29 protein-coding genes are annotated in these 20,647 nt (G+C 67.6%); all 29 read right to left on the bottom strand.

What is annotated here, in order from left to right; genetic code table 11:
• Positions 1 to 73: 73 nt before the first annotated feature.
• The 29 genes from ACZ7L6_RS24480 to ACZ7L6_RS24340 all read right to left on the bottom strand — a co-directional run bounded on the left by ACZ7L6_RS24480 (position 74) and on the right by ACZ7L6_RS24340 (position 20,627).
• Positions 74 to 736, bottom strand: coding sequence for an adenylate kinase (locus ACZ7L6_RS24480; RefSeq protein WP_471927253.1), 663 nt, complete (start codon positions 734 to 736; stop codon positions 74 to 76).
• Positions 736 to 2,052, bottom strand: a complete 1,317-nt coding sequence (secY, locus tag ACZ7L6_RS24475; protein WP_471927251.1) for a preprotein translocase subunit SecY — start codon at positions 2,050 to 2,052, stop codon at positions 736 to 738. Before secY ends, ACZ7L6_RS24480 begins: the two co-directional genes overlap by 1 nt.
• Positions 2,053 to 2,297: 245 nt before the next feature.
• The gene (gene rplO, locus ACZ7L6_RS24470) at positions 2,298 to 2,753 is read right to left on the bottom strand and encodes a 50S ribosomal protein L15 (RefSeq protein ID WP_019753100.1); all 456 of its coding nucleotides are present in this window, start codon (positions 2,751 to 2,753) and stop codon (positions 2,298 to 2,300) included.
• 2 nt (positions 2,754 to 2,755) lie between these two features.
• Positions 2,756 to 2,938, bottom strand: coding sequence for a 50S ribosomal protein L30 (rpmD, locus tag ACZ7L6_RS24465; protein ID WP_003998814.1), 183 nt, complete (start codon positions 2,936 to 2,938; stop codon positions 2,756 to 2,758).
• A 2-nt stretch (positions 2,939 to 2,940) separates the two neighbouring features.
• Positions 2,941 to 3,546, bottom strand: a complete 606-nt coding sequence (gene rpsE, locus ACZ7L6_RS24460) for a 30S ribosomal protein S5 (protein WP_009190144.1) — start codon at positions 3,544 to 3,546, stop codon at positions 2,941 to 2,943.
• 36 nt (positions 3,547 to 3,582) lie between these two features.
• A complete protein-coding gene (gene rplR, locus ACZ7L6_RS24455; RefSeq protein ID WP_471927249.1) occupies positions 3,583 to 3,966 on the bottom strand; it encodes a 50S ribosomal protein L18 in 384 nt (127 codons plus the stop codon).
• A gap of 3 nt (positions 3,967 to 3,969) precedes the next feature.
• Positions 3,970 to 4,509: a 50S ribosomal protein L6 gene (gene rplF, locus ACZ7L6_RS24450; protein ID WP_031477828.1), complete on the bottom strand. Its 540-nt coding sequence runs from the start codon at positions 4,507 to 4,509 to the stop codon at positions 3,970 to 3,972.
• A gap of 24 nt (positions 4,510 to 4,533) precedes the next feature.
• The gene (rpsH, locus tag ACZ7L6_RS24445; protein WP_015658459.1) at positions 4,534 to 4,932 is read right to left on the bottom strand and encodes a 30S ribosomal protein S8; all 399 of its coding nucleotides are present in this window, start codon (positions 4,930 to 4,932) and stop codon (positions 4,534 to 4,536) included.
• 213 nt (positions 4,933 to 5,145) lie between these two features.
• Positions 5,146 to 5,331, bottom strand: a complete 186-nt coding sequence (locus tag ACZ7L6_RS24440) for a type Z 30S ribosomal protein S14 (RefSeq protein ID WP_003948630.1) — start codon at positions 5,329 to 5,331, stop codon at positions 5,146 to 5,148.
• A gap of 5 nt (positions 5,332 to 5,336) precedes the next feature.
• Positions 5,337 to 5,894 carry a 50S ribosomal protein L5 gene (rplE, locus tag ACZ7L6_RS24435; protein ID WP_015658460.1) on the bottom strand — a complete coding sequence of 186 codons (558 nt, stop codon included), beginning with the start codon at positions 5,892 to 5,894 and terminating at the stop codon, positions 5,337 to 5,339.
• Positions 5,894 to 6,217: a 50S ribosomal protein L24 gene (rplX, locus tag ACZ7L6_RS24430; RefSeq protein WP_433045758.1), complete on the bottom strand. Its 324-nt coding sequence runs from the start codon at positions 6,215 to 6,217 to the stop codon at positions 5,894 to 5,896. The genes rplE and rplX overlap by 1 nt, the downstream gene beginning before the upstream one ends.
• A gap of 2 nt (positions 6,218 to 6,219) precedes the next feature.
• The gene (gene rplN / locus ACZ7L6_RS24425; RefSeq protein ID WP_003998823.1) at positions 6,220 to 6,588 is read right to left on the bottom strand and encodes a 50S ribosomal protein L14; all 369 of its coding nucleotides are present in this window, start codon (positions 6,586 to 6,588) and stop codon (positions 6,220 to 6,222) included.
• Positions 6,589 to 6,694: 106 nt separating this feature from the next.
• The gene (gene rpsQ / locus ACZ7L6_RS24420; protein WP_003992363.1) at positions 6,695 to 6,982 is read right to left on the bottom strand and encodes a 30S ribosomal protein S17; all 288 of its coding nucleotides are present in this window, start codon (positions 6,980 to 6,982) and stop codon (positions 6,695 to 6,697) included.
• On the bottom strand, positions 6,982 to 7,206 hold the full coding sequence (gene rpmC / locus ACZ7L6_RS24415; RefSeq protein WP_003974259.1) for a 50S ribosomal protein L29: 225 nt from the start codon (positions 7,204 to 7,206) through the stop codon (positions 6,982 to 6,984). The genes rpsQ and rpmC overlap by 1 nt, the downstream gene beginning before the upstream one ends.
• Positions 7,206 to 7,625, bottom strand: a complete 420-nt coding sequence (gene rplP / locus ACZ7L6_RS24410; RefSeq protein WP_030745246.1) for a 50S ribosomal protein L16 — start codon at positions 7,623 to 7,625, stop codon at positions 7,206 to 7,208. The genes rpmC and rplP overlap by 1 nt, the downstream gene beginning before the upstream one ends.
• A gap of 5 nt (positions 7,626 to 7,630) precedes the next feature.
• Complete coding sequence (gene rpsC, locus ACZ7L6_RS24405; protein ID WP_003998826.1) at positions 7,631 to 8,452, bottom strand: 30S ribosomal protein S3; 822 nt, start codon at positions 8,450 to 8,452, stop codon at positions 7,631 to 7,633.
• Positions 8,452 to 8,799: a 50S ribosomal protein L22 gene (gene rplV / locus ACZ7L6_RS24400; RefSeq protein WP_019753093.1), complete on the bottom strand. Its 348-nt coding sequence runs from the start codon at positions 8,797 to 8,799 to the stop codon at positions 8,452 to 8,454. The genes rpsC and rplV overlap by 1 nt, the downstream gene beginning before the upstream one ends.
• 44 nt (positions 8,800 to 8,843) lie before the next feature.
• Complete coding sequence (rpsS, locus tag ACZ7L6_RS24395; RefSeq protein ID WP_019753092.1) at positions 8,844 to 9,125, bottom strand: 30S ribosomal protein S19; 282 nt, start codon at positions 9,123 to 9,125, stop codon at positions 8,844 to 8,846.
• 12 nt (positions 9,126 to 9,137) lie between these two features.
• The gene (gene rplB / locus ACZ7L6_RS24390; RefSeq protein WP_037887002.1) at positions 9,138 to 9,974 is read right to left on the bottom strand and encodes a 50S ribosomal protein L2; all 837 of its coding nucleotides are present in this window, start codon (positions 9,972 to 9,974) and stop codon (positions 9,138 to 9,140) included.
• A gap of 40 nt (positions 9,975 to 10,014) precedes the next feature.
• Positions 10,015 to 10,434 carry a 50S ribosomal protein L23 gene (gene rplW, locus ACZ7L6_RS24385; protein WP_471927244.1) on the bottom strand — a complete coding sequence of 140 codons (420 nt, stop codon included), beginning with the start codon at positions 10,432 to 10,434 and terminating at the stop codon, positions 10,015 to 10,017.
• Positions 10,434 to 11,090 (bottom strand): 50S ribosomal protein L4, encoded by a 657-nt coding sequence (gene rplD / locus ACZ7L6_RS24380; RefSeq protein ID WP_471927242.1) that lies wholly within the window; start codon positions 11,088 to 11,090, stop codon positions 10,434 to 10,436. The genes rplW and rplD overlap by 1 nt, the downstream gene beginning before the upstream one ends.
• Before the next feature lie 8 nt (positions 11,091 to 11,098).
• Positions 11,099 to 11,743, bottom strand: coding sequence for a 50S ribosomal protein L3 (rplC, locus tag ACZ7L6_RS24375; protein WP_019753089.1), 645 nt, complete (start codon positions 11,741 to 11,743; stop codon positions 11,099 to 11,101).
• 18 nt (positions 11,744 to 11,761) lie between these two features.
• Positions 11,762 to 12,070, bottom strand: coding sequence for a 30S ribosomal protein S10 (rpsJ, locus tag ACZ7L6_RS24370; RefSeq protein WP_003948644.1), 309 nt, complete (start codon positions 12,068 to 12,070; stop codon positions 11,762 to 11,764).
• 508 nt (positions 12,071 to 12,578) lie between these two features.
• Positions 12,579 to 13,067: an FAD synthase family protein gene (locus ACZ7L6_RS24365; protein ID WP_471927240.1), complete on the bottom strand. Its 489-nt coding sequence runs from the start codon at positions 13,065 to 13,067 to the stop codon at positions 12,579 to 12,581.
• The gene (locus ACZ7L6_RS24360) at positions 13,064 to 14,605 is read right to left on the bottom strand and encodes a fibronectin type III domain-containing protein (RefSeq protein ID WP_471927238.1); all 1,542 of its coding nucleotides are present in this window, start codon (positions 14,603 to 14,605) and stop codon (positions 13,064 to 13,066) included. The genes ACZ7L6_RS24365 and ACZ7L6_RS24360 overlap by 4 nt, the downstream gene beginning before the upstream one ends.
• Before the next feature lie 73 nt (positions 14,606 to 14,678).
• On the bottom strand, positions 14,679 to 16,220 hold the full coding sequence (locus ACZ7L6_RS24355; RefSeq protein ID WP_471927236.1) for an oligosaccharide flippase family protein: 1,542 nt from the start codon (positions 16,218 to 16,220) through the stop codon (positions 14,679 to 14,681).
• A complete protein-coding gene (locus tag ACZ7L6_RS24350; RefSeq protein ID WP_471927234.1) occupies positions 16,217 to 17,842 on the bottom strand; it encodes a YveK family protein in 1,626 nt (541 codons plus the stop codon). The genes ACZ7L6_RS24355 and ACZ7L6_RS24350 overlap by 4 nt, the downstream gene beginning before the upstream one ends.
• Entirely contained in the window at positions 17,839 to 19,275 is a 1,437-nt protein-coding gene (locus ACZ7L6_RS24345) for a hypothetical protein (RefSeq protein WP_471927232.1), read from the bottom strand. The genes ACZ7L6_RS24350 and ACZ7L6_RS24345 overlap by 4 nt, the downstream gene beginning before the upstream one ends.
• A gap of 152 nt (positions 19,276 to 19,427) precedes the next feature.
• A complete protein-coding gene (locus ACZ7L6_RS24340; RefSeq protein WP_471927230.1) occupies positions 19,428 to 20,627 on the bottom strand; it encodes a glycosyltransferase family 4 protein in 1,200 nt (399 codons plus the stop codon).
• Between the last annotated feature and the right edge of the window lie 20 nt (positions 20,628 to 20,647).

Below are 20,647 nucleotides of genomic sequence, written 5' to 3'. Positions count from 1 at the left end.
CCCACCCCACGCAGCAGCCGCGGCCCCCTCACCGGGAACCGCGGCCTGAGCTACGTACGAGCTGTGAACGCTCCTACTTGCCGTCCTCGCCACGCTGCAGCGCCTCCATGGCACGCGCCGTGACCTCTTCGACCTTGCCCAGCGCGGAGATGGTGACCACCAGTCCCTGCGCCTTGTAGTAGTCGATGATCGGCTCGGTCTGCGTGTGGTAGACCTCCAGCCGCTTGCGGACGGTCTCCTCCGAGTCGTCGTCCCGCTGGTACAGCTCGCCGCCGCAGGCGTCGCAGACGCCTTCCTGCTTCGGCCGGCTGTAGGTGACGTGGAAGACGTGGCTGGAGTCCTTGCGGCAGATCCGCCGCCCGGCGATCCGCTTGACGACCTCTTCCTCGGGGACCTCGAGGTCCAGCACCGCGTCCAGCTTCATGCTCTCGGACTGGAGCATCTCGTCGAGCGCCTCGGCCTGGGACACATTGCGGGGGAAGCCGTCCAGCAGGAAGCCGCCCTCGGCGTCCGGCTGCTCCATGCGGTCCTTGGCCATCCCGATGGTGACCTCGTCCGGCACCAGGTTGCCCGCGTCCATGTAGGACTTCGCGAGCTTCCCGAGCTCCGTCTGCTGGCTGATGTTGGCGCGGAACAGGTCGCCCGTGGAGATGTGCGGGATCGACAGGTTCTTGGCCAGGAACGCGGCCTGCGTTCCCTTTCCGGCACCCGGCGGCCCGACGAGGACGATTCGCATCAGCGGAGGAACCCTTCGTAATTGCGCTGCTGAAGCTGGCTCTCGATCTGCTTCACGGTCTCGAGACCGACACCCACGATGATCAGGATGCTGGTCCCGCCGAACGGGAAGTTCGAGTTTGCCCCAAACCCTGCCAACGCCATCGTCGGTACGAGAGCGATCAGCCCCAGATACAGCGAACCCGGCCAGGTGATCCGGTTGAGCACATAGGAAAGGTACTCAGCGGTCGGTCGGCCAGCCCGGATGCCCGGGATGAAGCCACCATACTTCTTCATGTTGTCCGCGACTTCCTCGGGGTTGAACGAGATGGCCACGTAGAAGAACGCGAAGAAGACAATCAGGAAGAAGTAGAGAGTGATGTGAACCGGCGCCGCCGTGTCGGCCAAGTTCTTTGTGATCCAGGTCGCCCACCCGGACTCCGGGGAGCTGGAGAACTGCACGATCAGCGCGGGGATGTAGAGCAGCGACGAGGCGAAGATGACGGGAATCACACCCGCCTGGTTCACCTTGAGCGGGATGTAGGTCGACGTACCACCGTAGGAACGGCGGCCGATCATGCGCTTGGCGTACTGCACCGGAATACGGCGCTGGGCCTGCTCGACGAAGACCACCAGGCCGACCATGAACAGGCCGACGGCGATGACGGTGCCGAACTCGATCCAGCCGCCCGCCAGGTCGCCCTGCTGCTTGATGGCCCACAGGGCCGACGGGAAGGTGGCGGCGATCGAGATGAACATCAGGATCGACATGCCGTTGCCGATGCCGCGGTCGGTGATGAGCTCACCGAGCCACATGACGACGGCCGTACCGGCGGTCATGGTGATGACCATCGTGATGGTGGTGAAGATCGAGCGGTCCGGCACGATCTGGCCGGCCACCTGGCAGTTCTGGAACAGCGAGCCGCTGCGGGCGGTCGCCACCAGGCCGGTGCCCTGCAGGATGGCGAGCGCCACCGTCAGGTAACGGGTGTACTGCGTGATCTTCGCCGTACCGGCCTGGCCCTCCTTCTTGAGGGCTTCCAGGCGCGGGATCACGACGGTCAGCAGCTGAAGGATGATGCTCGCCGTGATGTACGGCATGATGCCGAGCGCGAAGATCGTGATCTGAAGCAGCGCGCCGCCACTGAACATGTTGACCAGACCGAAGAGGCCCTGGTTGGTGCTCGCCTGGTCGATACAGATCTGGACGGCCCTGTAGTCGACGCCGGGGATCGGAATGTGGGTACCGATCCGGTAGATGACGATGATGCCGAGCGTGAAGAGCAGCTTCTTGCGCAGGTCGGGCGTCTTGAACGCCCGGGCGAACGCGGTGAGCACGGTGCCTCCTGCGACCCCCGCGCAACTGCGTCAAGGGTGACGGTCTTGAGGTTCGACTAATAGGAACGACTTAGCTAACGGTCAACTGCCGCTCAGAGTGCCTCACACGAAGCACTCAGTAAAAGTGGGCAGTGCAGGCCACCTTACCGGCGAGACAGCCCCCCTTGGAACGACCAACCGGGGATACCCCATTTGTGGGGTATCCCCGGTCGGGACCGCTCAAGTCATCGAGACGCCTGATGGGTTCAGACGAGCTCGGTGACGCTGCCGCCGGCGGCGGTGATCTTCTCCTTGGCGGAGCCGGAGACGGCGTCGACCGTCACCTGCAGCGCCACGGAGATCTCGCCCTGGCCGAGGACCTTGACGAGGCTGTTCTTGCGAACGGCACCCTTGGCCACGAGGCCCTCGACGGTGACCTCGCCACCCTCGGGGTACAGCGCGGCCAGCTTGTCGAGGTTCACGACCTGGTACTCGGTCTTGAACGGGTTCTTGAAGCCCTTCAGCTTCGGGAGGCGCATGTGCAGCGGCATCTGGCCACCCTCGAAGCGCTCCGGAACCTGGTAGCGGGCCTTGGTGCCCTTGGTACCACGACCGGCCGTCTTACCCTTCGACGCCTCACCACGACCCACACGGGTCTTGGCGGTCTTGGCGCCCGGGGCGGGACGGAGGTTGTGGATCTTCAGCGGGTTCTGCTCCGCCATGATCAGTCGACCTCCTCGACCGTCACGAGGTGGCGGACGGTGTGCACCATGCCGCGGAACTCGGGGCGGTCCTCCTTGACGACCACGGTGTTGATCCCCTTGAGACCAAGCGACCGCAGGGTGTCACGGTGGTTCTGCTTGCTGCCGATGTAGGACTTGACCTGCGTGATCTTGAGCTGCGCCATGATTACGCACCCGCCCCGGCACGCGCACGGAGAAGAGCCGCGGGAGCGACGTCCTCGAGCGGCAGACCACGGCGGGCCGCGATCTCCTCGGGACGCTGCAGGCCCTTCAGGGCCTCCACGGTCGCGTGCACGATGTTGATCGCGTTGTCGGAGCCGAGCGACTTCGACAGCACGTCGTGGATACCGGCGCACTCGAGCACGGCACGCACCGGACCACCGGCGATAACACCGGTACCGGGGGACGCGGGCTTGAGCAGCACGACGCCGGCAGCCTTCTCACCCTGGATGGGGTGCGGGATGGTGCCCTGGATGCGGGGGACCTTGAAGAAGTGCTTCTTGGCCTCCTCAACGCCCTTGGCGATGGCGGCCGGCACCTCCTTGGCCTTGCCGTAACCGACACCCACGGTGCCGTCACCGTCGCCCACCACGACCAGCGCGGTGAAGCTGAAGCGACGACCACCCTTCACAACCTTGGCGACGCGGTTGATCGCGACGACGCGCTCAACGTACGCGGTCTTCTCGGCGGCAGCAGCGCCGCCGTCACGGCCCTTCCGGTCCCGCCGCTCGCCGCCACCGGCACCGCCACCGCGGCGCTGGGGTCCAGCCATTGGACTTACCTTCCTTGTCTGTTTAGCGGAACCGGCTCAGAACTTGAGCCCGGCCTCGCGGGCGGCGTCCGCCAGAGCGGCGATGCGCCCGGCGTACTGGTTACCACCACGGTCGAACACGACGGCCTCGACACCGGCGGCCTTGGCACGCTCGGCGACCAGGGCGCCGACCTGCTTGGCCTGCGAGGACTTGTCGCCCTCGCCACCACGGACCGAGGCGTCCAGGGTGGACGCCGACGCCAGGGTGTGGCCCTTCAGGTCGTCGATCACCTGCGCCACGATGTGGCGGTTGGAGCGGGTCACGACCAGACGGGGACGCTCAGCCGTACCCGAGACCTTCTTACGGATCCGGATGTGGCGACGCTTGATGGCAGCACGCTTGTAGGCGTCACCCTTGAGGATCTTCTGCCCGTATGCCATGGCTTACTTACCCGCCTTTCCGACCTTGCGGCGGATGACTTCGCCCTCGTACTTGACGCCCTTGGCCTTGTACGGGTCGGGCTTGCGCAGCTTGCGGATGTTCGCCGCGACCTCGCCGACCTTCTGCTTGTCGATGCCCTCGACCGAGAAACGCGTGGGCGCCTCGACCTTGAAGGTGATGCCTTCGGGGGCCTCGACCAGGATCGGGTGGCTGTAACCGAGCGCGAACTCGAGGTTCGAGCCCTTGGCGGTCACGCGGTAACCGACACCGCTGATCTCGAGCTTCTTCACGTAACCCTGGGTCACGCCGGTGATCATGTTCGCCACCAGCGTGCGGGACAGGCCGTGCAGGGCCTTGTTCTGACGCTCGTCGTTCGGGCGGGTCACCTGCAGGGTGCCGTCCTCGCCCTTGGCGACCTCGATCGGAGCCGAGACGGTGTGGGTCAGCTCGCCCTTGGGGCCCTTGACCTTGACCGTACGGCCGTCGATGGTGACGTCCACGCCGGCGGGAACCGCGATGGGGAGCTTGCCGATGCGCGACATAGCTGTTTCCTCCGTTCCCTTCTGCTACCAGACGTAGGCGAGGACTTCTCCGCCTACGCCCTTCTTGCCGGCCTGCTTGTCGGTGAGGAGCCCGTGGGACGTGGAGATGATCGCCACGCCGAGGCCGCCGAGCACCTTCGGCAGGTTGGTGGACTTCGCGTACACCCGGAGACCGGGCTTGGAGATCCGCTTGATGCCCGCGATGGAGCGCTCACGGTTGGGGCCGAACTTCAGCTCCAGGACGAGGTTCTTGCCGACCTCGGCGTCCTCGACCTTCCAGCCCGTGATGAAGCCCTCCTGCTGGAGGATCTCCGCGATGTGCGACTTGATCTTCGAGTGCGGCATCGCCACGGTGTCGTGGTACGCCGAGTTCGCGTTCCGCAGACGCGTAAGCATGTCTGCGATCGGATCAGTCATGGTCATGAATTGGCCTTCGGCCTCTCTCGCCGGGGTTTCCTGGTGCGCCATCCCTCTCCCCGATCCGAGACGGGACGGGTGCGGCGCGGTGGACCTACGGCGTAGTAAGTCGTACGGGCGTGACAGGCGCCCAACCCCACAAGCCTAAGCCATGTGGGGGCGGGCCCCTGTCCACCCAGATGCTTACCGAGAGCTTCCGGAATCCCTAAATAACGGGGATTACCAGGAGCTCTTGGTCACGCCCGGCAGCTCGCCACGGTGAGCCATCTCACGAAGGCACACGCGGCACAGGCCGAACTTGCGGTACACGGAGTGCGGACGGCCGCAGCGCTGGCAGCGGGTGTAGCCACGCACACCGAACTTGGGCTTGCGAGCAGCCTTGGCAATCAGAGCCTTCTTCGCCATCTCGCTCACGCCTCCTTGAACGGGAAGCCGAGGTGACGAAGGAGCGCGCGGCCCTCAGCGTCGTTGGTCGCCGTGGTGACCACGGTGATGTCCATACCCCGGGTACGGTCGATCTTGTCCTGGTCGATCTCGTGGAACATGACCTGCTCCGTGAGACCGAAGGTGTAGTTGCCACGGCCGTCGAACTGCTTGGGGGACAGACCACGGAAGTCGCGGATGCGCGGCAGCGCGAGCGACAGGGTGCGGTCCAGGAACTCCCACATGCGGTCGCCACGGAGCGTGACGTGGGCACCGATCGGCTGGCCCTCACGCAGCTTGAACTGCGCGATGGACTTGCGGGCCTTGGTGACGGCCGGCTTCTGACCGGTGATGGTGGTCAGGTCGCGGATCGCGCCCTCGATCAGCTTCGAGTCACGGGCGGCGTCGCCGACACCCATGTTGACCACGATCTTGACGAGGCCGGGAACCTGCATGACGTTCTCGTACTTGAACTCGTCACGCAGCTTGCCCGCGATCTCCTCGCGGTACTTCGTCTTCAGACGCGGAGTGGTGGTGGTAGCCATCAGATGTCCTCACCCGTCCGCTTGGCAACGCGGATCTTGTTGCCCTCTTCGTCGAAGCGGTAGCCGACACGCGTGACGACCTTCTGACCGTCCTTCTCCACGACCAGCTGGACGTTGGAGACGTGGATCGGCGCCTCGGTGGTCACGATGCCGCCGGCCTGGGAACCGCGAGCGGTCGGACCGGCCTTCGTGTGCTTCTTGACCCGGTTGACACCCTCGACCAGGACGCGCTCGTCGCGCGGGTAAGCGGCAATGACCTTGCCCTGCTTGCCCTTGTCCTTGCCGGTGATGACCTGGACCAGGTCGCCCTTCTTGATCTTCATGCTTACAGCACCTCCGGCGCGAGCGAGATGATCTTCATGAACTTCTTCTCGCGCAGCTCACGGCCGACCGGGCCGAAGATGCGGGTGCCGCGAGGGTCGCCGTCGTTCTTCAGAATGACGGCGGCGTTCTCGTCGAAGCGGATGTACGAGCCGTCCGGACGGCGGCGCTCCTTGACGGTGCGAACGATGACCGCCTTGACGACGTCACCCTTCTTCACGTTGCCACCGGGGATCGCGTCCTTGACGGTGGCGACGATGACGTCACCGATGCCCGCGTAGCGGCGACCGGAGCCACCGAGCACACGGATGCAAAGGATCTCCTTCGCACCAGTGTTGTCGGCGACACGCAGTCGCGACTCCTGCTGGATCACGTCTATCTCCTGTTTGTCTGCCGGTTCCCGGCAGGGGCCGCCTCGTTACGAGGTGAGCCCCTGCCGAGCCTGGCGGAACTGACCTGCGGGATGTTCCCCGCAGGAATTACTTGGCCTTCTCGAGGATCTCGACGACGCGCCAGCGCTTCGTCGCGGACAGCGGCCGGGTCTCCATGAGGAGGACGCGGTCGCCGACGCCCGCAGCGTTCTGCTCGTCGTGCGCCTTGAGCTTGTTGGTACGGCGGATGACCTTGCCGTACAGCGCGTGCTTGACGCGGTCCTCGACGGCGACGACGACGGTCTTGTCCATCTTGTCGCTGACGACGAGACCCTCACGGGTCTTGCGGAAGCCGCGGGCCTCTGCAGTCTGCTCAGTCACGTTGCTCTCACTCATCAGGCGCTCTCCACCGTCTCGATGCCCAGCTCGCGCTCACGCATCAGGGTGTAGATCCGCGCGATGTCCTTGCGGACGGCCTTCAGCCGACCGTGGTTCTCGAGCTGACCGGTCGCCGCCTGGAAGCGGAGGTTGAACAGCTCTTCCTTGGCCTCGCGGAGCTTCGCCAGAAGCTCCTCGTTGCCCAGCTCGCGCAGCTCGGACGCCTTGGTACCGGCCGACATCACGCTTCACCTGCCTCGCGCTTGACGATCCGGCACTTCATCGGCAGCTTGTGGGCCGCACGAGTCAGCGCCTCACGGGCGATCTTCTCGTTGGGGTACGACAGCTCGAACATCACGCGTCCGGGCTTGACGTTGGCGATCCACCACTCCGGAGAACCCTTACCGGAACCCATGCGGGTCTCAGCGGGCTTCTTGGTGAGCGGACGGTCCGGGTAGATGTTGATCCAGACCTTGCCACCACGCTTGATGTGACGCGTCATGGCGATACGAGCGGCCTCGATCTGACGGTTCGTCACATACGCCGGGGTGAGCGCCTGGATGCCGTACTCGCCGAACGCAACCTGCGTTCCACCCTTGGACATGCCAGAGCGCTTCGGGTGGTGCTGCTTGCGGTGCTTGACCCTACGGGGGATCAGCATGTCGGTCAGGCCTCCGTTCCGGTGCTCTCAGCCGGAGCGGACGCGGGAGCCTCGGCCTTGGGGGCCTCGGCGCCGGCAGCCTGCTGCGGCTTACGACCGCGCCGCTCGCCACCGCGGCCACCACGGGCCGGGCGGTCGGCACCACCGCGGGCCGGGCGGTTACCCGCACGGGCCGCAGCGTTCTCGGCGCGGACCTCGGCGATGTTCTTGACGTCGCCCTTGTAGATCCAGACCTTCACACCGATGCGGCCGAAGGTCGTCTTGGCCTCGAAGAAGCCGTAGTCCACGTTCGCACGGAGCGTGTGCAGGGGCACACGGCCCTCGCGGTAGAACTCCGAGCGGGACATCTCGGCGCCGCCGAGGCGGCCACCGCACTGGATCTTGATGCCCTTGGCGCCGGCCTTCATGGCGGACTGCATGCTCTTACGCATGGCCCGACGGAAGGAGACGCGGGAGGAGAGCTGCTCGGCGACGGCCTGGGCAACCAGCTGAGCGTCGGTCTCGGGGTTCTTGACCTCGAGGATGTTCAGCTGGACCTGCTTGCCCGTGAGCTTCTCGAGGTCACCGCGGATGCGGTCGGCCTCGGCGCCACGGCGGCCGATGACGATGCCCGGACGCGCGGTGTGGATGTCCACGCGGACACGGTCACGGGTGCGCTCGATCTCAACCTTCGAGATACCGGCGCGCTCCATGCCGGACGTCATCATCCGACGGATGGCGACGTCTTCCTTGACGTAGTCCTTGTACAGCTTGTCGGCGTACCACCGGGACTTGAAGTCCGTGGTGACACCGAGCCGGAACCCATGCGGGTTAACCTTCTGGCCCATTACCGGGTTCCTTCCTTGCTGGCGACGACCACGGTGATGTGGCTGGTCCGCTTGCGGATCCGGTAGGCACGGCCCTGGGCACGCGGACGGAACCGCTTCAGGGTCGGGCCCTCGTCGACGTACGCCTCGCTGATGAACAGCGAGGAGGCGTCCGGGTGGTCGTAGTTGTGCGCGGCGTTGGCGATGGCGCTGTCGAGCACCTTGCCGACGGGCACGGAGGCTGCCTGCGGAGCGAATCGCAGAACAGCCTGAGCCTCCGTGGCATCCATGCCACGGATAAGGTCCACCACGCGGCGGGCCTTCATGGGCGTAACGCGGATGTACCGCGCCTGGGCCCTGGCTTCCATGGTTGTCCCTCTCAGTTACTTACGTGTCTGAATGCGATCCGCTACTAGCGGCGCTTCGACTTCCGGTCGTCCTTGACGTGGCCCCGGAAGGTGCGCGTCGGCGAGAACTCGCCGAGCTTGTGGCCGACCATCGACTCGGTGACGAACACCGGGATGTGGGTCTTGCCGTTGTGCACCGCGAGCGTGTGGCCGAGCATGGCCGGCACGATCATGGAGCGACGGGACCAGGTCTTGATGACGTTCTTGGTGCCGGCTTCGTTCTGGGCTTCCACCTTCTTGATCAGGTGGTCGTCGACGAAGGGCCCCTTCTTGAGACTGCGCGGCATCTAAACCCGCTCCTAGCGCTTCTTGTTCGTCTTGCGGCGGCGGACGATGTACTTGTTGCTCGCCTTCTTGGGAGCACGAGTACGACCTTCCTTCTGACCCCACGGGGAGACCGGGTGGCGACCACCGGAGGTCTTGCCCTCACCACCACCGTGCGGGTGGTCAACCGGGTTCATCGCCACACCGCGAACGGTCGGGCGAACGCCCAGCCAGCGCTTACGGCCGGCCTTACCCCAGTTGATGTTGCTCTGCTCGGCGTTGCCCACCTCGCCGACGGTGGCGCGGCAGCGCACGTCGACCAGGCGGATCTCACCGGAGGGCATGCGCAGGTGGGCCATCTGGCCCTCCTTCGCGAGCAGCTGCACGGAGGCACCGGCGGAGCGGGCGAACTTGGCGCCGCCACCGGGACGGAGCTCGATCGCGTGGATCGTGGTACCGACCGGGATGTTGCGCAGCGCCAGGTTGTTGCCCGGCTTGATGTCGGCCCCGGGACCGTTCTCGACGCGGTCACCCTGCTGCAGGTTGCGCGGGGCGAGGATGTAGCGCTTCTCGCCGTCGGCGTAGTGCAGCAGCGCGATGCGCGCGGTGCGGTTGGGGTCGTACTCGATGTGCGCGACCTTCGCCGGCACGCCGTCCTTGTCGTGACGACGGAAGTCGATCACGCGGTAGGCGCGCTTGTGGCCACCGCCCTGGTGGCGGACGGTCACACGACCGGAGTTGTTACGGCCACCCTTGCTGTGCAGGGGGCGGACCAACGACTTCTCCGGCGTGGACCGCGTGACCTCGACGAAGTCGGCGACGCTGGAACCACGACGGCCCGGCGTAGTCGGCTTGTACTTGCGGATTCCCATTTCTCAGTCCTCGTCCGATATCGGACGATCCGGACCGCCCTCAGGCGGTCGGACCGCCGAAGATGTCGATACGGTCGCCCTCGGCAAGGGTCACGATCGCGCGCTTGGTGCCGGCACGCTGGCCGAAGCCCGTGCGGGTCCGCTTGCGCTTGCCCTGGCGGTTGATCGTGTTGACCCCGGTGACCTTGACCTCGAAGACCGCCTGGACGGCCTGCTTGATCTGGGTCTTGTTGGCGTTCGGGTCGACGATGAACGTGTACTTGTTCTCGTCGAGGAGCGCGTAGCTCTTCTCCGAGACGACCGGCTTGATCAGGACGTCACGGGGGTCCGTGTACGCCTTGCTCAGCGGGGTCTCGACGGTGTTCTTGCCCTCGGTGGCGTGACGACGCGCCTTGGCGACGCGCGCGGCCTTGGCCTTCTTGGCGGCCTTGGAGGCAATGGCGGGGTGACGGATAGCCATCAGGCCTCGCTCCCTTCGGTGTCATTGGCCTTCGGGCCGGACACGAAGGACTCGAAGGCGGCCTGGGTGAAGACCACGTCGTCGGAGACGAGAACGTCGTACGTGTTCAGCTGGCCCGGCTCCAGGATGTGGACCTGGGGCAGGTTGCGGGCGGACAGCCACGCGGCCTCGTCGGCGCGCTCGACGATCAGGAGCAGGTTCTTGCGCTCGCTGATCTTGCCGAACAGGCTCTTCGCGGCCTTCGTGGAGGGGGTCTCGCCCTCGATCACGCCGGAGACGACGTGAATGCGGTTGTTGCGGGCCCGGTCGGTGAGGGCGTGGCGCAGGGCCGCGGCCTTCATCTTCTTCGGGGTCCGCTGCGAGTAGTCACGCGGCACGGGACCGTGCACGACGCCACCACCGGCGAACTGCGGCGCGCGGGTCGAACCCTGACGGGCGCGACCGGTGCCCTTCTGGCGGTACGGCTTCTTGCCACCACCACGGACTTCACCGCGGGTCTTGGTCTTGTGCGTGCCCTGGCGGGCAGCGGCCAGCTGCGCGACGACGACCTGGTGAAGCAGCGGAACGCTGATCTTCTCTACGTCGAAGATCTCCGCGGGGAGCTCGACGGTACCGGCCTTCTCGCCCGCCGGCGAAAGGATGTCAACAGTGCTCATCGGTTACCTCAGGCCCCCTTGGCCGCGGTGCGGACCAGGACGAGGCCGCCGTTCGGACCGGGAACCGCGCCCTTGATGAGCAGCAGACCCTTCTCCGCGTCAACGGCGTGGACGGTCAGGTTCTGGGTGGTGACCCGCTCGTTGCCCATGCGACCCGCCATGCGGAGGCCCTTGAACACACGGCCCGGGGTGGCGCAGCCACCGATGGAACCGGGAGAGCGGTGCTTGCGCTGGGTGCCGTGACCGGCGCCGAGGCCACCGAAGTTGTGGCGCTTCATGACACCGGCGAAGCCCTTGCCCTTGCTCTTGCCGGTGACGTCGACCTTCACGCCGGCCTCGAACACCTCGGCGGTGACTTCCTGGCCGAGCGTGTACTCGGAGGCGTCCGCGGTGCGGATCTCGACGAGGTGACGACGGGGGGTGACGTCGGCCTTCGCGAAGTGGCCCTTGAGGGGCTTGTTCACCTTGCGCGGGTCGATCTCGCCGAAGGCGAGCTGGACGGACTCGTAGCCGTCGACGTCGTTGGTACGAACCTGGGTGACGACGTTGGGGCCGGCCTTGACGACGGTGACCGGAACAACACGGTTGTTCTCGTCCCACACCTGCGTCATGCCGAGCTTCTCGCCCAGGATGCCCTTGATCTGCTTAGCCATCTCTCAGATCACCGCGCCTCAGAGCTTGATCTCGATGTCGACACCGGCCGGGAGGTCGAGTCGCATCAGAGAGTCAACGGTCTTGGGGGTCGGGTCGAGGATGTCGATCAGGCGCTTGTGCGTGCGCATCTCGAAGTGCTCGCGCGAGTCCTTGTACTTGTGCGGCGACTTGATGACGCAGTACACGTTCTTCTCAGTGGGCAGCGGCACCGGGCCCGCGACCGACGCACCAGTACGCGTCACCGTCTCGACGATCTTCTTCGCCGAGCTGTCGATGACCTCGTGGTCGTAGGCCTTGAGCCGGATGCGGATCTTCTGTCCCGCCATGGCTACTCAGTAGTCCTGTCTCTCTTACGCTCTGGAACCCGGTGTTCCCTTGACCCCCTCCGACCCACGCGGTCGGGCGTGTCGCACTCCCGCTGACACAGATGTCCCTTGTTCGAACATCCCTGCGTGGGAACACGGCCCTTCCGGAACCGCAAGCCGGGAGCTAGGAGGCCCACCGGGCGCCTGGCCGGTGCCGCGCATACACTTCCCGGAAGATTCCCGTACGTCCGCCCCAGCGCTGCCTCACGGCAGTTAGGGCGACGAGTACTGTGGGACTCGCTTCCGGTCCTCCCGGCGGGAGGCGCGCAGCATCAACACTCGACCGAGCAACTCGGACAGTCTGCCATATGGGGCGGGGGCTCCGCCAATCGAGCCGGAGAGAATACCCCGAGGGTGACGCACGTCAAACCCGATGGCCACTGCCCTGCGGCGAGACCATCGGGGTCGTGGACGCCACTGCGGCCGCCGACAGGGGCGGCCGCAGCGATGAGCGAGGCGGGGACCTGCGTCAGCCCTGCGTTTCCTTCGGCCGGGGGCCCGCGAGCTGTCGCGCGACCGGCCCGGGAGGACTCTGCTGGGCGAGGAGGCGGAGCGCGTCCCGTAGCAGCGTGCTCGAGGTGTGCACGGTGTACGGAAAGTAGACGACCTCCACGCCCACCCTCGCGAATTCGGCTTCGAGAGTCGTCCAGACCTCCGTGCCGAGCCAGTCGTCACCTTTGAAGATGACGTCGAAACCGACTTCCTTCCAGATCTCGATCTTGTCGTCCACGGTCGCGACGAACGTCTCGTCCACATAGCGCACACTGCGGACGATCTGCAGCCGCTCGGCGAGCGGTACGACAGGCGGCCGCCCTTTCAGGCGCACCACGAGGTCGTCGGAGCAGACGCCGGCGATGAGCCGGTCGCAGTGCCCCCGGGCCCGGCGCAGGATGTTCAGATGGCCCACGTGGAAGAGGTCGAAGACCCCGGGCGCGTAACCGAGGCGTTCCCCCGTCAACGCTTGCCCTTCGCGCGCCCGGCGGCGGACGCGGTGACCACGAGCGCATCCGACGTGGCCGAGGCGTTCCGGCCGTCGGTGACGGCGATCGTGTAGCGATGCCGCGAGCCGGGGGTGACGGAATCCGTGTACGTCATCTGCGGGCGGCGCCACTCGGTGGACCGTCGCGTCGGCGAGGCCACGAGGCGGCCGTCCCGGTAGATCAGGTAGGTCAGCTTCGCGTCGTCCCGGTCCCATGCGGCCCGCCAGCTGAGCGTGATCCGGCCGGCGCCCCGGCTCGCGGCCGTGAGCCGGGGCGGATCTTCCGGGGCTCCCCTGTCGGGCCCGGCCCCGAAACGCGTCAGGCTCTGCTGGGGCCTGCCGTTGACCCGGGTGAACTCGCCCCCGGCCCACAGGACCCCACGCGCCACCGCCAGCGCTCGAGGGCCGTTGCCCTCGCCGGTTCCTCCGTTGGTGTCGGGGAACCAGTGCAGGATGCGGGCGTTGCGGATCGACTGGGCCAGGAAGTGCTGGCGGTCGTGGATCTCCGGGAAACCGCCCGGTGTCTCAGTGCAGTCGTGGGCGTGGGATCCGCTGTAGAGGATGCCGTTGTGCACGGCGATTGCCTGGGTGGCACCCAGGCAGTTGTCCTTCCACACCATCTTGCGCTTGCCGAGGCGGGCGGCGATGCGGCCGTCGAAGATGCCCGTCCCGCTGCCCTCGGCCGCCACATAGAAGTTGGTCTTGTCGCGCGTCAGCGCCTTCACGGCCGATCTGCTCGGCAGCCAGTCCGGGTACGAGGTCACCGTCTTGCCCGTGACGGGATGCAGGGCGACGAGCGCCGACTCCAGATCGTCGTTGACCATGCGGAAGTCACCGCCGACGAGGATCTTGCCCCATGCGGGCGCGGCGCTGAGGGCGTATACGGGACGGTCGATCTCCGCCTGGAACGGCAGCAGCGAGCCTCTGCGGGTGAACGCCGCGACGCGCTCCCTCTCCCGGCCGTCGACGACCGTGAAGTCGCCCCCCAGATAGACCGTGTCGTTCGTGACGTCGATGGCCCGCACGAAGGACGACACGCTCGGACGGAAGTCCTTGCGCACGGAGCAGTCCGCCGTGTCGAGCGCGACGGCGTTGGCCACCTGGGCCCGACCGGCCTTGGCGAACGAACCGCCGGCGTACAGCACCTTCCCGTCCGGCGACGCCTTCAGCGCCCGTACCGTGCCACCGCTGCCGGTGAAGGAGACGGCGCACGGCAGCAGTCTGCCGGTGGCGGCGTCGAACGCGGCGAAGTTCCTGCGGACGACCTCACTTTGGCCGGGTCCGGCGCCCGGAGGGCGGACCTTGTCGAAGCTGCCGCCGACGTACACGACACCGTCCGCGTACGCGAGCGACCAGACGATCCCGTCGGTCTGCCAGGTCGCCAAGGTGTCGGCGGTCAGGGGCACTTCGTCGCCGTCGGCCGCCGACGCCGAGGCGGTGATGAGCGAGGCAGCCGCGAGGAGGGCCACAGCCGAAGCCGTGGTGGCCGTCCTCTTCGTGCTTTTTCTCAGGCGCATGGAACATCCCGGGTTGCAGCGGATACGGGTGGTGAGAGGGGGGAAGGTCTGGCGGTCTCGGTCCGAGAGGGCCTCATGTGGTGCGTTCGCGCAGCACGCCGACTAGTTCACGCACCCCCAGAGGGGTACTAAATCTCCACAAACTTATACCGAATACGCAAAATCCCATGGTGATTGCTACGGCAAGTCCGACGGCCGTGTCACCTGCCAGCAGCCGCGCGGGGAGGACCAGCGGCACCGTGAGGCACAGACCGGTGACCGTCGCGAGGAGGTATCCGTCGTCGATGAACGTGAAGCCCGGATGCCGCCGCACCAACGCGGCCGAGACGAGGTTCTCGACGATGGTCGCCGCACCCCAGGACAGGGCGGCTCCGAGGACACCCAGCCGGGGAATGGCGAGCAGACCGACCGTCAGCTGCACGGCGAACGCGACACCGGTGACGGCCAGATGCCAGGAGCTCTTGCCCGCCATGAGCAGCACCGTCTGGGCGTTTCCCACCCCCACGTTGACCGCTGCGGCGACGCAGAGCACCAGCAGCGCGGGCGCCCCCTGCTCGAACTCCGGCCCGAACAAACTGAGTACGGTGCCCGGGAAGCTCGCCAGCAGGACGAGCAGTGGCCAGGAGAACAGCACGATCCAGCGCGTCGAGATGCGGTAGAGATGGTGGGCCTGCGGGATGTCGCCCACGGCGAGGAGGCGGCTGATCTCCGGAGCGACGGCCAGCCGGATGGCGAGCTGCAGCAGAGTCGCCGCGATGACGACACGGCCGACGGCGGTGTAGATGCCCGCCTCTTCACTCGTCGCCAGGCTGGACAGCAGGACGACACCCAGCCAGACCGCGCTGATGTCGAAGACGGAGGACACCGCCCGTGGCGCGGCGAACGCCCAGAATCCCCGCCGGGCGGCGGAACCCTCCCCTGCGGACGGGTGTCCCGGACTCGTCCGGCGGTACCTGCGCAGTGCGAACCAGGCGACGAGGAAGCCCGCCAGAGAGGGCACGAGCCAGGCAGCGGCCAGGCTCAGCACACCCGGCGCCAGCAGCACGACCGGCACGGCGATCAGCACGCGCAGTACGGGTTTGCCGATCTGCTCGACACCGACGTACGGAATCACGGTGCCGTAGCCCTGCGTGGCGCCCAGCAGGACCAGGGTGATCGTGGCCAGGGGGAGGAACACGGCGAACAGCCGGACCAGGGTCACCGCGTCGTCCGGGGCGAGACTCGGCAGCAGCGAGGTGGCCGTCCAGGGGGACGAGAAGAGCAGCGCGGCGGCGGCCGTACTCGCCACCGCTCCCGGCACGACCGCGCTGCGCAGGAGTGCGCCCACCCTGCGGCCCCCGGTGGTGGCCAGGTCACCGGAGACGAAGCGCACCAGCCCGGTGTCGGCACCGAGCTTGCAGGTGTTGCAGAGGATGGTGAAGCCCGCGACGCCGGTGAACACCGCCCCGGCGCCGTACGCCCCGAGCGCGCGGGTGACCAGGGCGACCAGGGCGTAGCCGAAGACCGCGTTGGCGGTCGCGCCCAGAAAGCCCCACCACCCGCCGCGCGCCGTGGCCGCGACTCCGCACCGGGCAGGCGAGTCGCCGGTGGAGACGGCCGTACCGGAGGCGCTCACCGGGAGGCGCTGAGCGTGTCGTCCTGGACGGGCACCGTCGGCTTCCCGGCGTCGTCGCCGGCCGGCGCGGTCGGTGTCGTGGATGCGATCCGCTCCCTCGCACGACGTACACGGTCGCTGTCCAGGACGCGGCGGAGCAGGCCGGGCCGGGTGCCGTGGTGGAGCACCGCGCCGACGATGTGCCCTCCCAGGCAGTCGATCAGCTCGCGCACCCGCTTGAGGTCGTTGCGCCTGATGTCGTCCAGAACGCCCACCACCAGCACGCCGGACACCCGTTGGGCGAGCGCCAGACCGTCGGCGTGCTCCAGCAGGGGCGGGGCCAGGAAGAGCGTCGGCCGCTCGGAATCGGCGGATGCCAGGGCACGCGCCGCCGCCGTGACGTCGTCGCCCGTGATGTCACGGCTGTCGGGGCAGAGCGTGAACCGCCCGGCTGTGCCCGCGTCGACGACCACCGTGCCCTCGGGGACGTCGGCCGGTGCGGTGTCGCCGGTCGAGAGCGGCAGTCGTGCCGACAGGCCGGGTGTGTGCGCGGCGGCGTCCACGAGCAGTACGTCGTCGCCGGACTCGGCGAGGGCGGCGGCGAGATTCACGGCGACGGTCTCGTCACCTCGTTGCGTCGTGCCGGAGGCCCGCCTCGATGCAGTCGGCGCCACGATCATGAGCGTGCCCACGGCCGTACGGCCGTCGCCGCCCCGCAGGCGGAAGGCGAGGGTGCGGTACGCCTCAGCACCGCTGCCGCCGGCCCGGCCCACCTCCAGCAGTGCGCCGTCGGTGCCGGGCTCCGGGAGGATGCCCAGCACCGGAGCGCCCAGCGCGGCTTGGACCTCGCCGACCGAACGGGCCCGCGGTTCGAGGGCGGATCGCAGCCAGGCGAGCACGACACCCAGGGCGAGACCGGCGATCAGTCCGAGCGCGACGAGCCAGGCGGGGCCCGGTCCCGAGGGCCGCGCCGCGGGCTCGGCCCGGCGGACGACGTCACCGCCGGTGGTGTCGTAGGCCCGGATGTCCGAGACCCGCTTGTGCAGGACGGCGATCTGTTCCCGCAGGCCCGCGGTCGCGGTGCCGGACCCGTCGGCCTTCTTGTCGTTGATCCGCTTGGTCAGCGCGGTGATCTGCTGTTCCAGCGCGCCGGTCATCCGCGTGACCATGGCCCGGGACCGGTCCTGGCGATCGGCGAGATAGGCCTGCGCGAACGCGTTGGTCACCCGGGCCGCACGCTGGGCGGTGCCCGCCGTGTACTCGAACCGGAGCACCTGTGTGTCCCGGGGGTTCGTCACGCGCAGGTCCGTCAGCAGCGCGTCGGCGCGGGACGGTTGCCGCAGCGCCTTCGCCGCGCGGGCCGCGACGGTCGCGCTGAGGGCGATCTGCTGTTCCGTGCCCATGCTCACCTGGTTGTCGACGGACACCCCCATCGCGTTGAAGGGGTCCGTTCTCGGGCGGACGAGCACCTCGCTGGTGGAGGTGTAGCCGCCCGCGCGCAGCAGGACCAGGATCAGTCCGCCGAGCAGCCCGAGCACCACGCCCAGCGCGATGGCCGAGCGGTACCTCAGCAGGAGGCGCACCTGGTCGCGAAGCTGGTCGGGGTCGTCGTACCGATCGTCGAAACCGGCGGGGCTGGTCACGGGTGCCTCCTGTGTCCGGGGATGGGTGCGTGGCCCGTCAGCGCAGGCGGCCGCGCCGGTGACGGGAGCCGGAACGACCTGGCCGCGCGGGTGGTGATGAAGAGCGGAACGGTCAGGAGCAGCAGCAGGGGGCCGATGATCCCCAGGAGGCTGCCGCGCAGGAAGATCATCTGGTAGAAGGCGAAGGCGGGGACCAGCAGAACCGCCAGCGTGCTCGGGCGGTCCCACAGTCGTGCCCTGATGTCGTCCATCCGCCGTCCGGCCGCGCCGAGCAGGCAGAAGACGGCGACGACACACGGAGCACCGCCCCACAGGTAGCTCTCGATCCACAGCGGCGCGGAGAGGTTCTGGAAGTCGTAGCCCGCGTACTGGGCGAGTTCGATACCCGTGGCCTGCGGTTTGTCGGACCACAGGGAGCGGGGCACCATGAACAGGACGGGGCCGAGCGCGGCCGAGGGCGAGAAGCCTTTTTCCTGCACATAATCGATGCCGGTCTGCATCTGCTGAAAAGCGTCGTAGTCCATGTTGGCGGTGAACTGCTCCGCCAGCCCCACGACCTGTACCGACTCGCGTTCGTTGTAACGGAAGTAGTCGCTGTACGGGAAAGCGAGCAGCACCACGACCGTGATCGCCGCGGCGGTGACGCGAAAGGCCCGCGGCGTATTGAACCGGGGCCATGAGAAAAGCAGGACCAGAAGTACGGTGCCGGCCCAGAACCGCGGCCTGCTGATCGGGTTGTTGACGGTCACGTTGAGCGCGAGCAGGACCGGGAGCAGCATCCATCGGACCGCACGCAGCAACCGGTCTCCCCCGGTCCGGCGGCGGGGCAGGTGGATCAGGGCCACCAGGGCCCAGAAGGCGGGAACGGCGACGAGCCAGACACGCAGCGCATGCGTGTGGTCCTCCTCGGTGCCCGTTTTCCACAGAGCCTGTCTGCTGGTGAAGAAGGCTCGCAGCCCCCCTTCGTGCCCGGGGATGAGCACGATCGCGAGCGCGAGTGCCAGCCCGCACAGCAGGAGCACGGGCAGCGGCGCGAGTCTGCGGGACAGCAGGGGCGCGAGCGCCGTCGACCGGGCGCCCTTGCGTCCGGCGGCCAGTGCCGCCCCCGCGCAGTAGGCGAGGAGCCCGAGTTCGGTCAGCGTGGCGGCCGCGAAAGCGGTCGTCTCACCGGTGCGGTATCCCAGCGGGTAGCTGTCGGTGGCGAGCATGGCGAGCGGTGCCAGTCCGAGCCAGACGTAGGCGAAGAGCCAGAAACCGAAGGCGACGAGGCGCACCGACGTATCGGTGAGTACCCGGGTTAGTCCGCCTCCGGTGTGCGCCACGACGACGCACTGCACGGCGAGTGCCACGCCGAATCGCGTGTCGATGGCCTGCAGGATCAGCGCCGGCAGGAAGGCGATGAAAAGGAAGGCCCAGCAGCACACCGCCGCCACGCAACGCCTCTGACTGCCTCGCACCTGCACCCCCGGATGAGCGGGCAAACGGAATGAATCGACGCCGATAGATTTATAACCGGAAGGTCCGGTCGATCTCCGGTATTTCAGAGGGTGTTTCAATCGGCGTAATTCCTATGAATTCACCATGATCATTCACCGGTCCGGGTCGCCGCTCGCAGAATTTCCTCGAATCGTGAAGCGCACCCCTCCAGGGCGAACTCCCGCTCGGCCAGCGCCCGGCTCTCCTTGCCCAGCAGTTCGGCGCGCGCCGGGTCGTTCAGGACTTCGCGGACCCACGTGGCGGCGTCGGCCAGCGAGGACTCCTCCGGGGCGAACACCGCCGAGCCGGCCTGACGGAGCAACTCGGCCGCCAGGTTGTCCGCCGGCATCAGGCCCAGCACCGGGCGCCCGGCGCACAGATACGACAATGTCTTGGAGGGGACCGAGAACTCTCCGGCGTCCGCCGTCAGGAGCACGACCAGCACATCGCCCGTGCCCAGCACCTCGGGCAGCCGCTCGTAGGGCTGGAAGGGCAACAGGGTCAGATCGACCCCGCGTTCGGCGGCGGCCTCCTTGAGGACCGGCACGGCCGGGCCGTCGTTGACGACGACGAGGCGGACCCGTTCGCCCTGCTCGCGCAAGGTCTCGGCGAGCCGCACCAGCAGGACGGGGTTGTGCTTGAGGCCGATGGTGCCCGAGTACAGCAGGGTCCGCACGCCGGTGAGGCCGTGCTCCCGCGACCAGGCATTCGCCCGGACCGCGGGGGAAATCTCGTCCAGCGGCGCCCAGTTGGGAATGACCGTGACCTTGCCGGCGGTGCCCCACTCCCGGTGGATCCGCAGGAAGGAGTCGGCGATCACCACGATCGCCGAGGCGCGTCGCGCCGACCATCTCTCGCCCTGCTCGAAGACTCTGGCGGCGACGCCCATCAGCCTCGACACTCCGGCGACGGCGAAGCTCTTGAGCGCCACGGCGGTGATGTCCTGGTGCCACAGCACCCAGGGGATGCGCAGCGACTTCAGCGCCGACGCGGCCACCACCAGCGCCGGGATCGGCAGATTCGCCAGCATCGCCACGTCCGGCTTCTCACGCCGTACCTGCTGTGCCAGCTCCAGGCCCAGCCGCGTCTCCTGGAAGAGGCGTCGGACGTAGGCGCCCTTGTCCAGCACGACGCGGTCGCCGATGGTGACGAAGCGAAGGCCGGCGACCGCGTCCTCGGCGAGGTTGCCCTTCCCGGAGACGTAGGCCGAGCAGGTGGAGTGAACGACGTCATGACCGCGGTGCGCCAGCTCACGGCTGAGCTGCGCCTGGAACGGGTGCCCGCTGTAGTCGTGGACGAGAATCCTCATCTGCTGCTCCCGGCCGGTTC

The sequence above is a fragment of the Streptomyces sp. NPDC107522 genome, assembly GCF_055657525.1.
The sequence above is the reverse complement of the archived record's forward strand: the minus strand, read 5'-3'. Positions and strand labels throughout refer to the sequence as shown.